The 12,631-nt window shown below is 69.5% G+C and carries 12 protein-coding genes and 1 riboswitch; of the genes, 7 read left to right on the forward strand and 5 right to left on the reverse strand.

Going from position 1 to position 12,631, the window contains the following annotated elements; all coding sequences use genetic code 11:
- The 3 genes from ACWFR3_RS45250 to ACWFR3_RS45260 form a co-directional block, all read right to left on the reverse strand.
- The coding region (locus ACWFR3_RS45250) for an ABC transporter ATP-binding protein (RefSeq protein WP_453740560.1) at positions 1 to 737 on the reverse strand (737 nt) is incomplete at its 3' end.
- 164 nt (positions 738 to 901) lie between these two features.
- Positions 902 to 1,774, reverse strand: coding sequence for a helix-turn-helix domain-containing protein (locus ACWFR3_RS45255; protein ID WP_453740561.1), 873 nt, complete (start codon positions 1,772 to 1,774; stop codon positions 902 to 904).
- A 508-nt stretch (positions 1,775 to 2,282) separates the two neighbouring features.
- Positions 2,283 to 4,169, reverse strand: coding sequence for a glycoside hydrolase family 15 protein (locus ACWFR3_RS45260; protein WP_453740562.1), 1,887 nt, complete (start codon positions 4,167 to 4,169; stop codon positions 2,283 to 2,285).
- Between the two features lie 834 nt (positions 4,170 to 5,003).
- Positions 5,004 to 5,168: riboswitch (cyclic di-AMP (ydaO/yuaA leader) on the forward strand.
- Between the two features lie 2 nt (positions 5,169 to 5,170).
- Between ACWFR3_RS45260 and ACWFR3_RS45265 the strand changes: the two genes are divergently transcribed.
- On the forward strand, positions 5,171 to 5,887 hold the full coding sequence (locus ACWFR3_RS45265) for a LysM peptidoglycan-binding domain-containing protein (RefSeq protein WP_453740563.1): 717 nt from the start codon (positions 5,171 to 5,173) through the stop codon (positions 5,885 to 5,887).
- On the opposite strand, the gene ACWFR3_RS45270 is transcribed toward ACWFR3_RS45265, so the two are convergent.
- The gene (locus ACWFR3_RS45270; RefSeq protein ID WP_453740564.1) at positions 5,884 to 6,270 is read right to left on the reverse strand and encodes a hypothetical protein; all 387 of its coding nucleotides are present in this window, start codon (positions 6,268 to 6,270) and stop codon (positions 5,884 to 5,886) included. The genes ACWFR3_RS45265 and ACWFR3_RS45270 overlap by 4 nt on opposite strands.
- Positions 6,271 to 6,451: 181 nt before the next feature.
- On the opposite strand from ACWFR3_RS45270, the gene ACWFR3_RS45275 reads away from it, so the two are divergent.
- From ACWFR3_RS45275 to ACWFR3_RS45290, 4 genes are all read left to right on the forward strand, one after another.
- Complete coding sequence (locus ACWFR3_RS45275) at positions 6,452 to 7,051, forward strand: DinB family protein (protein WP_453740565.1); 600 nt, start codon at positions 6,452 to 6,454, stop codon at positions 7,049 to 7,051.
- 257 nt (positions 7,052 to 7,308) lie between these two features.
- On the forward strand, positions 7,309 to 7,860 hold the full coding sequence (locus ACWFR3_RS45280) for a carboxymuconolactone decarboxylase family protein (protein ID WP_453740566.1): 552 nt from the start codon (positions 7,309 to 7,311) through the stop codon (positions 7,858 to 7,860).
- A 43-nt stretch (positions 7,861 to 7,903) separates the two neighbouring features.
- Positions 7,904 to 8,905, forward strand: coding sequence for an MDR family NADP-dependent oxidoreductase (locus ACWFR3_RS45285; protein ID WP_453740567.1), 1,002 nt, complete (start codon positions 7,904 to 7,906; stop codon positions 8,903 to 8,905).
- 16 nt (positions 8,906 to 8,921) lie between these two features.
- The gene (locus ACWFR3_RS45290; protein ID WP_453740568.1) at positions 8,922 to 9,332 is read left to right on the forward strand and encodes a MerR family transcriptional regulator; all 411 of its coding nucleotides are present in this window, start codon (positions 8,922 to 8,924) and stop codon (positions 9,330 to 9,332) included.
- Positions 9,333 to 9,415: 83 nt separating this feature from the next.
- On the opposite strand, the gene proP is transcribed toward ACWFR3_RS45290, so the two are convergent.
- Positions 9,416 to 10,969, reverse strand: coding sequence for a glycine betaine/L-proline transporter ProP (proP, locus tag ACWFR3_RS45295; protein ID WP_453740571.1), 1,554 nt, complete (start codon positions 10,967 to 10,969; stop codon positions 9,416 to 9,418).
- Between the two features lie 483 nt (positions 10,970 to 11,452).
- On the opposite strand from proP, the gene ACWFR3_RS45300 reads away from it, so the two are divergent.
- A complete protein-coding gene (locus tag ACWFR3_RS45300) occupies positions 11,453 to 11,896 on the forward strand; it encodes a hypothetical protein (protein ID WP_453740569.1) in 444 nt (147 codons plus the stop codon).
- Between the two features lie 290 nt (positions 11,897 to 12,186).
- Positions 12,187 to 12,594: a rodlin gene (locus ACWFR3_RS45305; RefSeq protein WP_453740570.1), complete on the forward strand. Its 408-nt coding sequence runs from the start codon at positions 12,187 to 12,189 to the stop codon at positions 12,592 to 12,594.
- Positions 12,595 to 12,631 lie beyond the last annotated feature (37 nt).

The raw sequence follows: 12,631 nt of genomic DNA on the forward strand, positions 1-12,631 counted from the left end.
CCGGCCGCGTGCACGCGGCCGGAGCGCATCAGGACCAGCGTGTCGGCGACGCGGGATGCCTGGTCGAGGTCGTGCAGCACGATCCCGACCGCGATGCCGTGCTCGACGACCAGATCGCGCACCAGGTCGAGCGTCTCGATCTGGTAGCGCAGGTCCAGGTGGTTGGTCGGTTCGTCGAGGAGTACGACGCCGGTGTCCTGGGCCAGGCAGGCCGCGAGCCAGACACGCTGCAGTTCTCCGCCGGAGAGTTCCCCGACCTGCCGGTCGGCCATGTCCCGCACGCCGGTGACGCCCATGGCGTGCTCGATGGCCTTCTGGTCCTCGGCGGTCAGCCCGGCGAAGCCCCGCCGGTAGGGGTGGCGTCCGAATGCCACGACTTCCTTGACCGTCAGGCCGCCGGGCGCGGGCCTGGACTGGGAGAACAGCGTGACCTCGCGGGCGAACTGACGGGCGCTGAGCAGAGCCGCGTCGCGCTCGGTCCCCTTGACGGAGGAACCGAGCGTCACCCGGCCGCCGTCCACCTGGTGCAGCCGGGACAGCGCGCGCAACAGGGTGGATTTCCCGCTGCCGTTCGGTCCCACCAGGGCGGTCGCGCGGCCGGGTTCCAGCGTCAGCGAGACGCCGTGGACGACCGGTGCGCCGCCGTACCGCAGCAGCAGATCGTGCCCGTTGAGGGCGGCCACCGGCGGGGCGTCGGCCGGAGGGCGACCGTCGTGCCGGGAGGGGCTTGTGAACATCAGTGGGTCCGGGTGATCGGAGGGGCGAGGGGTGCGGCACCCTCCGTCCGGCCTGGCCGGCCGGGCAGCGGACTCTCCGCGCACGGAAAGCACCGTTCGCGGCGAGCAAGAACTAAGGGTTACCTAACTCCGAGGAGCTTATATATCGCCCGCGATGTCGACAATCAGGAGTTCTGGACACCCGATACGGGATTCCGGACACCCTCGGGGGCGCCGCCGGCCTCGAAGAACGCGCCCGGCGTGGTTCCCGTGATCCGCCGGAAAGCGGCGATGAAGGTGCTGGGCTGTGCGTAGCCGAGCTCCTCGGAGATGGTCGTCACGTCGAGCCCCTCGGAGAGGAACGTCAGCGCCCGGTGCACGCGCAGCGCCTGCCGCCACTGCGCGAAGGACAGGCCCGTCGCCTGGCGGAACGCGCGGGTGATCGTGCGGTCGCTGACCTCGAGCAACCGCGCCCATTCCTCCAGCGAGCGGGAGTCGCCGGGATCCTCCAGCAGGGCTTCGGCGATCGCGTCGATCCGGGAGTCGCCGGGCAGCTGCAACGCGAACTGGCGTTGTGATGGCTGGAGCACGTCGAACACGACTGACTCCGCCCGCGCCCTGGCCGCCGCGTCGAGTTCCATGTCGGACAGGTGAGTGAGCAGCGACTCCAGCAACGGCGTCATCGCGACCGCGACCGGCTCCTCGAACGCGAACGGCGTGCGATCGGGTGCGAAGAAGGCCTCGTGGAACTGCGCGCCCGCCGTCGCCCGGCCCCCGTGCACCACTCCGGCGGGCATCCACAGCCCGTACCCCTCGGACACGGTGAAGACGCGGTCCGCCACCCGGGAGGTCAGCGTTCCGCCGCGGACCCAGACCAATTCATGGCGGGGGTGCGAGTGCGGCGCCCACTCCGTGGGAACACGGGGAATCTGCAGCCCGGCGAAGATGGCGAAGGGGGCTATCGCCTGCTCCGGGAACGGCGCGACCCGGCGCACCACAGCGCCCGCCTCTTGCCGCCACATCCCGGGGCTCGCGTCGCCACGGGACGATATGACCATGCGGACGAGTCTAACCGGGGCCCGCACCGGTAGCGGGAGCCCCCTGGCCTGCGGCGACCTGTCCTGCGCGCGTGTCCCGCGGCGGCATGCCCTGTGGCGACGTGTCCTGTGGCGACGTGGCGCCTCGCCACACACGCCAAGGGCGCGGCGCGGTCCCGCCGGTCCCGTGATGCGCCGTGATCTTGGTACTGGCCGCGGAGGTCGCTGAGGCGGGGGCATCGGACACGCCCGCGGGAAAGCGGCCAGGGCAGGCCCTACGCGCCGGGTAGTGCGCCGGGAGCCCAGCCCGGGCCTGAGGGCGACCGGAGCCCCCCTCCCTAACTCCCTTGCCGCGACGGCATGTTGAGCCGGTCTCCATCCATACCTCTGTGGGGGGGTGGGGCCCGCTCGTGCCTGAAGGCGACGAGCGGGCCCTCAAACAAGGAGGAGGAAACATGGACGATCAAGTGTCGACCAAACGGTCGAAGTTCACACGTGAGGTGGCTTCAGGTGTGGCGGTCGCACACGTTCATGCCCCGGCGGAGTCCACGGAGCGGTCCAGGTTGACTGCCGCGCTGATCAGCGCCAGATGGGTAAAGGCTTGAGGGAAGTTGCCCAGTTGCTCGCCGGTGGTGCCGATCTGCTCTGCGTAAAGGCCGACGTGGTTGGCGAAGGTGAACGTCTTCTCCAGCGCCAGCCGCGCCTCCTCGATCCGGCCGCTGCGGGTCAGCGCCTCCACCCACCAGAAGGAACAGATCGAGAACGTCCCCTCGGTGCCGTCCAGTCCGTCGGGAGCCTCGGCCGGGTCGTAGCGGAACACCAGCGAGTCCACGACCAGGGACTCCTGGATGGCATCCATGGTGGAGAGGAAAAGCGGATCACGCGGTGCGACGAACTTGACCATGGGCATGATCAGCAGTGACGCGTCGAGGACGTCGCAGGACGGCCCGTCCTTGTCGCTGAGGCGCTGCACAAAGCTGCCGCGTTCCTCGTTCCATCCCTCTTCCATGATCTGGCGGTACATGGCGTCCCGGGCGTCGATCCACCGGGCAAGGTCGGCGGGAAGGCCGCGCTGGCGTGCCATGCGCACCATGCGCTCGACCGCCACCCAGGACATGAGCCGCGAGTAGGTGTGCCGCTGGCGGCCGGCGCGGGTCTCCCAGATCGACTCGTCCTTGCTGTCCCAGTTCTCCAGGAGCCATTCGATGATCTCCGTCAGGTCCTCCCACGCCGTGTGGGAGATGCCCGTCCCGTACTTGTTGAACAGGTAGATGGAGTCGACCAGTTCGCCGTAGACATCGAGCTGCAGCTGACGGGCGGCGGCATTACCCACACGCACCGGCGCGGAGCCGCAGTACCCCTCGAGGTGGGTGAGTTCGCGCTCCGGCAGCTCCGCGTCACCGTCGATGGTGTACATCGCGCGCAGCGGACCCGGCTCCTCGTCCGTGCCGGTCCGGGCCAGACACCGCGTCAGCCACCCGACGAACGCCTCGGCCTCGTCGGTGAAGCCCAGGCGCTGCAGTGCGTAGAGCGAGAAGGCGGCGTCGCGGATCCACACGTAGCGGTAGTCCCAGTTGCGTTCGCCGCCGATGCGCTCCGGCAGCCCCAGGGTGGGCGCCGCGATGATCGCGCCCGTGGGCTCGTGGGTCAGGAGCTTGAGGGTCAGGGCGGAGCGGTGCACCATCTCACGCCATCGCCCCTGATAGGTCGACCGCTTCAGCCAGCCGCGCCAGAAACCGACCGTACCGTCGAACAGTTCGTCGGCCTCCCCCGGATCCAGCGGACCGGCAGACCTCTCCTGCCCCGCGCTCTCGCCGACGTCCAGGACGAACAAGGCCTGGCTGCCCTCGTCGAGCTCGAACTCGCCGTGGGCCTCATCCTCCTGAGCGGACAGGGGGACATCGCTGCGCAGCACGAGAGTCAGGTCCTCGGAGATGAAGCGGACCTCGCCCTGCCCGGTCACGGTGCGGTGGCGGGCGCGCCCGTAATCCAGGCTCGGAGCGATCCGGGCGCGCATGCGCATGCGGCCGCGCACGGCCACCACGCGCCGCACGAGCCGCTGGTGGTGCTGCTCGTCGTGGGGGCGCAGGATGGGCATGAAGTCCTGCACCTCCACCATGCCCTCCTCGGTGAGGAAGCGCGTGATGAGGATGGCGCTGTCGGGCACGTAGAACTGCTGGCGGGAGGCTGTCGCGCACAGCGGCGACAGTTCCCAGACCCCGCCCCGCTCCGCGTCCAGGAGCGCCCCGAAAATGCTGGGGGAATCGAACCGCGGCGCACAGAACCAGTCGATGCGCCCGTCGGTCCCCACCAGGGCGGCGCCACGCAGATCCCCGATCAGGCCGTGCTCGGCGATGGGCAGATACGGCCGGTGTTCCGCGTCCTGGTAGTCCACGCCTGAGCCTTCCGCCCGCATTGAAACCGGGGGCCACCGTACAGCGCCGCTCTGCCGTAACTGCGGATACTGGCGGGTGTTTCACGATTTTCGGCGGTGCGCGGAGGAGGCCCCCGGCCGCTCCTGCGGCGGCGCGACCGAACGCCTTACGGGGCGTCGGGCGGGATCTCGTTACGTCGACGCGCGAATTTCCGTCCCCGGGAAGGGAGTTACGGGAATCAGCTGCCAGGGGGCAAGAATTGCTGATGCACAGACGTGAATTGAATGTTGATATGCCGTCACATCCAGGATGCGGTCCGATTCTGCTGATAGCGCGCGCACTGCGGTAGCGCTGCGGACTCAAGGCAGGGCATCCCAAACAGCCCCCACCGCATGCCCGTCGCCTCTCACCGCCATCGCCATCGCCATCGCCAGCCTCCTGTCGGCCCATGCCGCCGAGAAGAGAAGGCGCGGCGGGGCGACATCGACAGTACGCCGATATGCCCGCTTTGATACGTAAAGCGAACTACCTTTATGTCCACTTTTGCACTGCGAAACAACTTTTCATGCCATTAAAGGCATACGCTTACCGACGTCCGCCTTACCGAATGTTCGGCCCAATTAAGGCGACCCTGCGCGTGCTCGATTCAGTGAATTGGGTCACGCCGCCGACCGCGGCCCCAGGGAAGCCGTTGCGCATACTTCCGTTGCGCGCGGCGAAAGTTGGCCTTTTTGATCAATGAGAGCGAAAGATCCTTATCGCCGAGGAATGATCTCGGACATTGCCTATGCGAATTCGTGTCTTGTTCCCTCCCGGCTTTCTCGCTTAATGTCAAAGTCAATCCGGATGGAACGCCGAATCCTGCCGCTGTCCGGAAACCCTTCCCACCCACACACTCACGCACGGCAGGAGCGGGGGACCCAGGTAAGCCGCCGATCCGGATTCCGGAACGGCTCGGGGTGAAGTCGCATTCGCAGTGCGACCGGACATCTCCCGTCCGAACCCGACAGCTCACCTCGCAGGCGACGGAGAGGAATTCGTCATGCCTGCAAAGGGTAAGCACCGCCGCCCCAAGTCCAGCTCGCTCAACCGCAACATCGCCGCCGCAGGCGCGGGCGGGGCCGTGCTCGTCCTCCCGGTGCTGGGCGCGACCACCGCGAGCGCGGCGCCGGCCGCCGCAGCCGTCAAGCCCGCCGCAGCCCCCAAGACCTACGTCGTCGCCGCAGGTGACTCCCTCGCCAAGATCGCTCGGGAGCACACCGTGAACGGCAGCTGGAAGAAGCTGTACGAGGACAACCGCAGCGCCCTCGGCAACGACCCGAAGCTGATCCAGCCCGGAGTCAAGCTCACCCTCGACGAGAAGGCCCCGGCCCAGCGGGCGGACCGCTCCGAGCGGTCGGACACGCTCTCCGCCAAGCCCGCCGCCGCCAAGACCTACACCAACAACCTGGACGGCTGGATCAAGGAGTCGCTCGACGTCCTGGCCCAGCACGGCATCCCCGGCACCTACGAAGGCATCCACCGCAACATCATGCGCGAGTCCTCCGGCAACCCCCAGGTCACCAACAACTGGGACTCCAACGCTGTGGCCGGAACGCCGTCCAAGGGACTCCTGCAGGTCATCGACCCCACCTTCGAGGCCTACCACGTGCCCGGCACGTCGACCGACAGCTTCGACCCCGTCGCCAACATCACCGCTGCGTGCAACTACGCGGCCGACCGGTACGGCTCGATCGACAACGTGAACGGCCCGTACTAGACCGACCCCGTTCCATCCGCTGTGAGCCCCGGCACACCATGTGTCCGGGGCTCCGGCCGTTGTGAGGGGATGCGGGCCCGCCGTTCCAGGGCCTTGGCGACGACCTGCCCCAGCGGCGCGTCGGGGAACTTCTTCCAGGACTTCGGCCGCCGTCGGGCCAGCCTCTGCTCGATCGCGTCGGCACCGGCATCGGCGTCGGCCGTGTCGCGGGAGCGGCCTCCCTGCGTGAGAGCGAGATGTTCGAGCCGCCGGTTCGCGCTGTTGGACGCCCGCTTGTTCCGGCGGATGCTCTTGCGGGAGCTCTTGTCGTTCTCGCCGTAGGCGTTGCGCCGGTCCTTCCGGTAGCTCAGCCGCTTCTTCTCCTGCGGGGACTTCCGCCGCACGGTCCGGCTCCTCTCTTCTCGCTCCAGCCGGAAGGCTAGCCAGACCGGTGCCCCGGGTGCGACCGGTTTGCTGCTCTGCACGAAGGCGAAGACCAGGGGCTTTTGACGGTACGTCAGACTGGTGCGAGCCGAGGCGTCCAGCGCATCCCGGCTGTCAGTGCCGACTGCAACACTGCTCCGCATGACCCAACCGAGTCCGAAAGCGGACCTTCTCCGATACCTGCAAGACGGACGCGACACCCTGCTGTGGAAACTCGACGGGCTCTCGGAGTACGACATCCGCCGCCCGCTGACTCCCACGGGGACGAACCTGCTGGGGCTGGTCAAGCATGTCGCCGGCGTGGAACTGGGATACTTCGGCGACACGTTCGGGCGGCCGTTCTTCGACGAGGCGCCGCCGTCCTGGTGGTACACGCGGGACCCAGAACTCAACTCGGACATGTGGGCGGCCGCGGACGAGTCGCGAGAAGACATCGTGCGGCTGTACCACCAGGCGTGGGAGCACTCCGACAGCACAATCGCGATGCTGCCGCTCGATGCGACCGGCCACGTCCCGTGGTGGCCCGAGGAGCGCAGTGAAGTGACACTGCACCACATTCTGGTGCGCGTGATCACCGATACTCAGCGGCATGCCGGGCACGCCGACATCGTGCGGGAGTTCATCGACGGCTCCGTCGGATACCTGCAGAACAACGACAGCCTGCCGCCGGGCGACCAGGCGTGGTGGCAGGACCACCGGAGCCGACTGGAGCGCGTGGCGCGGGAAGCCGGCAAGGACTGACGCTGCCCTGCTGCCACCGGCACCGCGCAGCCGATGCACAGGTCCACGCGGCAGCGCCAGTTCTCCGTGTGAGCAAGAACGGCCCCGGAATCCGTCTCCCGGCAAGGAGGCCACGCGCTGCTTGCTCCCCTAGGCTCAAGCGCGCAAGAGCCCGGCCGGACAACCCGGCGGCCGAGCCCCGGCCCGCGCACAACGCCCGCATGCCGTACGCAGTCCCCTCCCGCGCAGCCCGCAGACCCTTCTCGAACGGAGCCGACATGGAGTATCCGGACCCCTCCGCCGTACCCGCGGATCTGCGGGAGGCCATCGTCGCGCACGGCTCGCTCAACATCTTCTGGATGGTGATGCACTCGCCGAACCTGGCGCCGGGCCTGCTGGGGCTCGGAGACTCGATCCTGCAGCACAACTCATTGCCGGACACCCTGCGCGAACTCGCCATCGTGCGGGTCGGCTACGCCTACGAAGCGGCCTACGAGGTCCACCACCACGAGAGGATCTCGCAACTGGTGGGACTGGGCCCGGAAGTACTCGCGGCCGCCGAAACCGGCTCCGCCGACAAGCTCTCCGGCCCCGAAGCCTCCGTCCTGGCCGCCACGGACCAGCTCCTCGAGCGGCACACCCTGGATGAGACCACACGGGCCGAACTGCTGGGGTTCCTGACGGTCAACCAGCTCGCGGATCTCGTCATGACCGTGGGTTTCTACCAACTCATCTGCAACTTCCTCAACGCCTTCGAGGTGACGCTGGAGGGCGAGCCCCGTTCGCCCCACAGCCAGGAGCCCCCGGCCGCGAACGATGAGCCCGGGTGAATCCCTTGCCCCTGACCCACGGGTCAAGGCTTAACGTCCAGCCATGCATCCGACTCAGCGTCTCGTACGCCTGATCCGTCGCCCCGCCGGATTGCCGGCCCCGGACGACTTCGCCCTGGCAGAAGCCCCCGTTCCCGGGCCCGCAGCGGGCCAAGTCCTCGTCCGCAACACCCATTTCCTCGTCTTCCCTGGCCTGCGCACCCTCATAGGAGGCGAAACCCGCGATGTGCCGCTGCCGCCGCTGCACCCCGGTGACACCTTGTTCGGGCCCGCGATCGGCGAGGTGGTCGACGGGCCGCTGGAGAAAGGGCGGTTGGTGCTGCATCTTCAGGGCTGGCGGGAGTACGCGACGCCCGCAGTCGAGGAGTGCAGGCCGCTGGAAGGCTTGCTGCCCGACCCCGTCGCTCACCTCGCCCAGGGCTCCGCGGCCTACGGTGCGCTGACCCGGCTGGCCGGGGTAAGGAAGGGCGACACCGTGTTCGTGACCGGCGCCGCCGGCGCCGTGGGCACCCTGGCGGGCCAGATCGCCCGGCTCCTTGGGGCGGGCCGGGTGATCGGCAGCACCGGCTCACCGGACAAGGCCCGGCGACTGGAGCGTGAACTGGGCTACGACGCCACCGTGTTGCGTGACGCGGCCCCCATCGGCGCGCAGCTCGCCGAGGCGGCACCGGAGGGCATCGACGTCGTACTGGACACCGTGGGCGGCGAACAGTTGACGGCCGCCGTTCATGCCGCGAACCGAGGCGCCCGGTTCGCCCTGGTGGGCGCTCTGGACGGGCAGCTCTCCGCGGACCGAGCGGGCGGCAGCGCACCGGCCGTACTCGACACGTACCGGTTGCTGACCCGGGGCATCAGGATCGCCGGCTACACCGGCCTGGATCACCCGGACATCGAGCAGGAGTGGGAGGCGCGCTTCGGGGAGTGGCTGCGGTCGGGCGACATCCAGTTCCCCTACACCGCGCTCCGCGGAATGGAGCGCGCCCCGCAGGCGTTGCCCCAACTGATCGCCGGCCGCGCCTTCGGTGCGGCCATCGTGGAGCTGTAGGACACAGGGGGCGGGCATGCGGATCGGTGAGGCAGCGGCGGCGGCCGGCACCACACCACGCGCGCTGCGTCTGTACGAGGCCCGCGGCCTGCTGCAGCCTCCGCCGCGTACCTCGTCCGGCCAGCGCGAGTACGGTCCGGCCGACGTGGCCCGCGTCCGCGTGATCCGCAACCTGCTGGCTCTGGGCCTCACCTTGGAGGACCTCCGCCGTCGCGCCCACCGCCTGGATCTCCTCGTCGGGGCTCCGGCGCGGTCTTGCGGCAGTCGCCCGGGCGAGTTCAGCGGTGTCGTGGCCGATCGCCTGGCAACCCTGGACACGGAGATCGCGCGCCTCACCCTCCTGCGGCAGAGCCTCGCCGCCGCAGCGGGCGCAGGCGTGCCGACCGGCCCCGGCGCCGGTGTTCCCGCGCCGGAGCCCGGTCGCTGACGGACAGGCGACCGGCCGGAATGCACGGCCGCCGCGAGTGCGGACTACGTACGAGTGCGGACTGCGAAGGTCGAGACCCAGGCTCAGTCGTCGCCCTTGCGCTTCCTCGTGGACTGGTTGCGGCCCCCGCGCGGATGCCACAACCGCAGCCACACGTCCCTCGCGTGACGCCCCGCCTCCGTCCGGCTGCGCGCCACCACCTCACGGGCCTGGTCGGGTGTCTCGACCATCGGGCCGGAGCCGCGCAGCGGCTTGCCTGCTGTCTCGTGCAGGAAGAACGTCGCCACGAGGCCGATCACGCCGGCCACCATCAGGTAGAACGCCGGTACCAGGGTGTTGCCGGTCTTCTCCACCAGGAAGGAGGCCAGCAGCGGCGTGGTGCCGCCGAATAGGGAGACGGAGACGTTGTAGGCGATCGACAGTGCCCCGTAGCGCAGGCGGGTGGGGAACAGCGCCGGCAGCGTCGCGGCTGCCGTGCCCGCGAAGCAGACCAGCAGCAGCCCCAGAATCACGCAGCCGAACGCGGGCAGCAGGATGCCGCCGTTCCGGATCAGCAGGAAGGCCGGGATCGCGAGGATGATCATCGCGATACTGCCGCCCATGAACATCGGGCGCCTGCCCCACCGGTCGGAACTGCGGCCCACCACCGTGATGGCCAGGGCCACCAGCAGCATGGTTCCGAGAACCAGCAGCTGCGCCGTCGTCTCGCTCTCGCCCAGGGTCGCCGTCATGAATGTGGGCAGGTACGACGTCACCATGTAGTTCGTGACGTTGTAGAGCAGCACCAGGCCCATACAGATCAGCAGGGCCTGCCAGTGACGGGAGAAGATCTCCTTCAGGCGGCCGTGGCCGGACTGGCGGGCCTGCTCGACAGGGTCCTCTTCCTCCCCGTCTCCGCCCTCCTTCTCGGATTGCGCCTGTGCCTGCGCGGAGGCGGTCTCCTGCTGGAAGGCCGGTGTCTCCTCCAGCTTCAGCCGCATGTACAGGCCGATCAGGCCGAGCGGGCCGGCGATGAAGAAGGGAATGCGCCAGCCCCAGCTCTCCAGGCCGTCCGACCCCAGGGTCAGGGTCAGCACCGTCACAAGGCCCGACCCCAGGGAGTAGCCCACGAAGGTCCCGAAGTCGAGCCAGCTGCCCAGGAACCCGCGCCGCCGGTCCGGGGCGTACTCGGCGATGTAGGTGGTGGCGCCGGCGTACTCGCCGCCCGTGGAGAAGCCCTGGACGAGTCGGCACACCAGCAACAGCAGCGGAGCGGCAAAACCGATCGAGGCATACGTCGGCAGCAGGCCGACCGCGAACGTACTCGCCGCCATCATGATCATGGTGGCGGCCAGCACCTTCTGCCGGCCGATGCGGTCACCCAGCGGCCCGAACACCAGACCGCCCAGCGGCCGCACCAAGAAGGCCGCCGCGAATGTGGCGAACGTGGCGACGACCTGCGCGCCGGGCGAGCTGGAAGGGAAGAAGACCTTTCCGATCGTGCCCGCCAGATAGGCGTAGACGCCGAAGTCGAACCACTCCATGGTGTTGCCCAGCGCGGCGGCCGTCACCGCACGTCGGACCTTGGGACGGTCCGAGACCATCACGTCCTCGGCACTGAGCGCCTTCTTCCGGCGGCGCAGCAGCGTGCGCGCCATGCGGTCGGTCGCCGCCGAACGCGACGAGCGCTCTTGATCCGGGTCCGGTCCCCGGGGGCGCCGGGGCGTGCGGTGCGGAAGGCCTTTCACCATGAAGCTTTTCTCCTCGTGCCTGAGAAAAAGCCGGGTCGCCGCAAAATTAGGCTGATCATGAGTGACCGGCAACTTGTCCGCCTGCCGCACCGGGCCCGCCGCGCGGGCGCTGTGGGACCACCCAAGGCGCGGGGGCGCCGCCGCTGACCGCGCGGGTCCGCCCGTAGGAAGGGGTGCGGCCAGGGGGCCATCCGGCGGGGGGTGCGGCCGGCTTCGGCCCGGCATGTTTGCCGGGCGTCCCGCTGGAGACAAGAGGGCGCGCCGAAGGATGTGAGCGCCGCGGAGACCGACCGTCCCGCGGGGCGGCAGACCATGGCCGGGCGATCATCCGGCATGTGCGGCAACGCGGCAGACGGGCGCCCTTCCGCCCCTGGGGAAACGGAGAAACCGATGACGGTCATGACCGAGGCGACGACGGGTGAGCAGCTGGCCCAGAGCCTGCTGAAGGACGTACGCGACGAGCGCAAGCAGGCCGCGACCCGCCTCCTCGGGGCACACCACGACGGCGTGTGGCTGCGACGCTTCAGCGGCGACCCGGACCTGGCGGCCGCCGCCGGACGGCCTCTGATCGACCGCACCGGCGCCTGCCCCGCCGTCGACTGGACCGCGGTCAGAAAGCTCAGGCTCTCCCTGGGCTGGTCGCGCCGCGCCTCCGCAGGAGACCTTGCCGTCCTCGAGTTCGCCTGCTCGCTTCTGGGCTCGGGCTCCGTAGAGCTCCGGCACGTCATGCAGACCGTCGACCGGGACACGTTCCGGCTGCTCCTGCGGGCGATGGAAGAAGCCGCATGTGCGGAGGGCGCCGACCCGCGGGCCCGTGTGGTCCTGGGGGCCTGACACGACGTCACACGCATGCCCCCGGCCGTCTCCTCCTGGCCGGCCGGGGCAGCTGCGGTGCCACAGCCTCCGTAAAACACGGCCGGGCGGGCGCGGCGGGGCGCTCTGTGAGCTCGCCCAGCGGTCGGCGTCGGCGGGCGACGGCGGGTCCTCCAGCTGCGCCGAGCAGTCGGCGGCCGTCAGCACCGCGCCTCCGACACCCTGCCAATGGGCGAATATGCCCGGCTCGGGGGCTCGGACGAGGTACTGATTCAGGTCACCCGACCAACGCTTTCCGTACCTGGAGTGACATGCGTATCCCTGCCTTCCCGCTGGCCCTCAGTCTCGCCGCCCTCACCCTGGCCGGCACCGCCGGGAATGCGGCCGCAGCCGCCGACGACGACAGCACCACCAGCTCCAGCGGCAACAACGCCGGACAGGCCTACGGCAACAGCAGCACCGACGGCCGGCAGAGCCCGCAGCTCTCCGCGGTCCAGGGTTCGTTGAACAAGCTCTGCGCCGGCATCCCCGTCAAGGCCAACGTGGGCTCCCTCGTCGGCATCCTCGTGCCGGTCGCCGTGCAGGACATCCCCGTTCTCTCCGCGCCGCAGAACCAGCAGTGCACGGAGAACTCCACCCAGGCCAAGGGCGACGAGCCCCTCTCGCACCTCGTCAGCGACATCCCGGCCCTCTCCGGCAACGGCACGGGCAACGGCTGAAACCCCCGCTCCCGTCACCCGGCGGGCGGCCCGCGCC

It is taken from the genome of Streptomyces sp. NPDC055189 (assembly GCF_053606765.1).

What these genes read in the sequence shown, in the direction of transcription:
- ACWFR3_RS45285 (WP_453740567.1), top strand. Translation starts at nt 7,904, where the DNA reads ATGCATCCGACTCAGCGTCTCGTACGCCTGATCCGTCGCCCCGCCGGA.
- ACWFR3_RS45255 (WP_453740561.1), bottom strand. Translation starts at nt 1,774, where the DNA reads ATGGTCATATCGTCCCGTGGCGACGCGAGCCCCGGGATGTGGCGGCAA.
- ACWFR3_RS45275 (WP_453740565.1), top strand. Translation starts at nt 6,452, where the DNA reads ATGACCCAACCGAGTCCGAAAGCGGACCTTCTCCGATACCTGCAAGAC.
- ACWFR3_RS45280 (WP_453740566.1), top strand. Translation starts at nt 7,309, where the DNA reads ATGGAGTATCCGGACCCCTCCGCCGTACCCGCGGATCTGCGGGAGGCC.
- proP (WP_453740571.1), bottom strand. Translation starts at nt 10,969, where the DNA reads ATGGCGCGCACGCTGCTGCGCCGCCGGAAGAAGGCGCTCAGTGCCGAG.
- ACWFR3_RS45260 (WP_453740562.1), bottom strand. Translation starts at nt 4,169, where the DNA reads ATGCGGGCGGAAGGCTCAGGCGTGGACTACCAGGACGCGGAACACCGG.
- ACWFR3_RS45290 (WP_453740568.1), top strand. Translation starts at nt 8,922, where the DNA reads ATGCGGATCGGTGAGGCAGCGGCGGCGGCCGGCACCACACCACGCGCG.
- ACWFR3_RS45300 (WP_453740569.1), top strand. Translation starts at nt 11,453, where the DNA reads ATGACGGTCATGACCGAGGCGACGACGGGTGAGCAGCTGGCCCAGAGC.
- ACWFR3_RS45265 (WP_453740563.1), top strand. Translation starts at nt 5,171, where the DNA reads ATGCCTGCAAAGGGTAAGCACCGCCGCCCCAAGTCCAGCTCGCTCAAC.
- ACWFR3_RS45305 (WP_453740570.1), top strand. Translation starts at nt 12,187, where the DNA reads ATGCGTATCCCTGCCTTCCCGCTGGCCCTCAGTCTCGCCGCCCTCACC.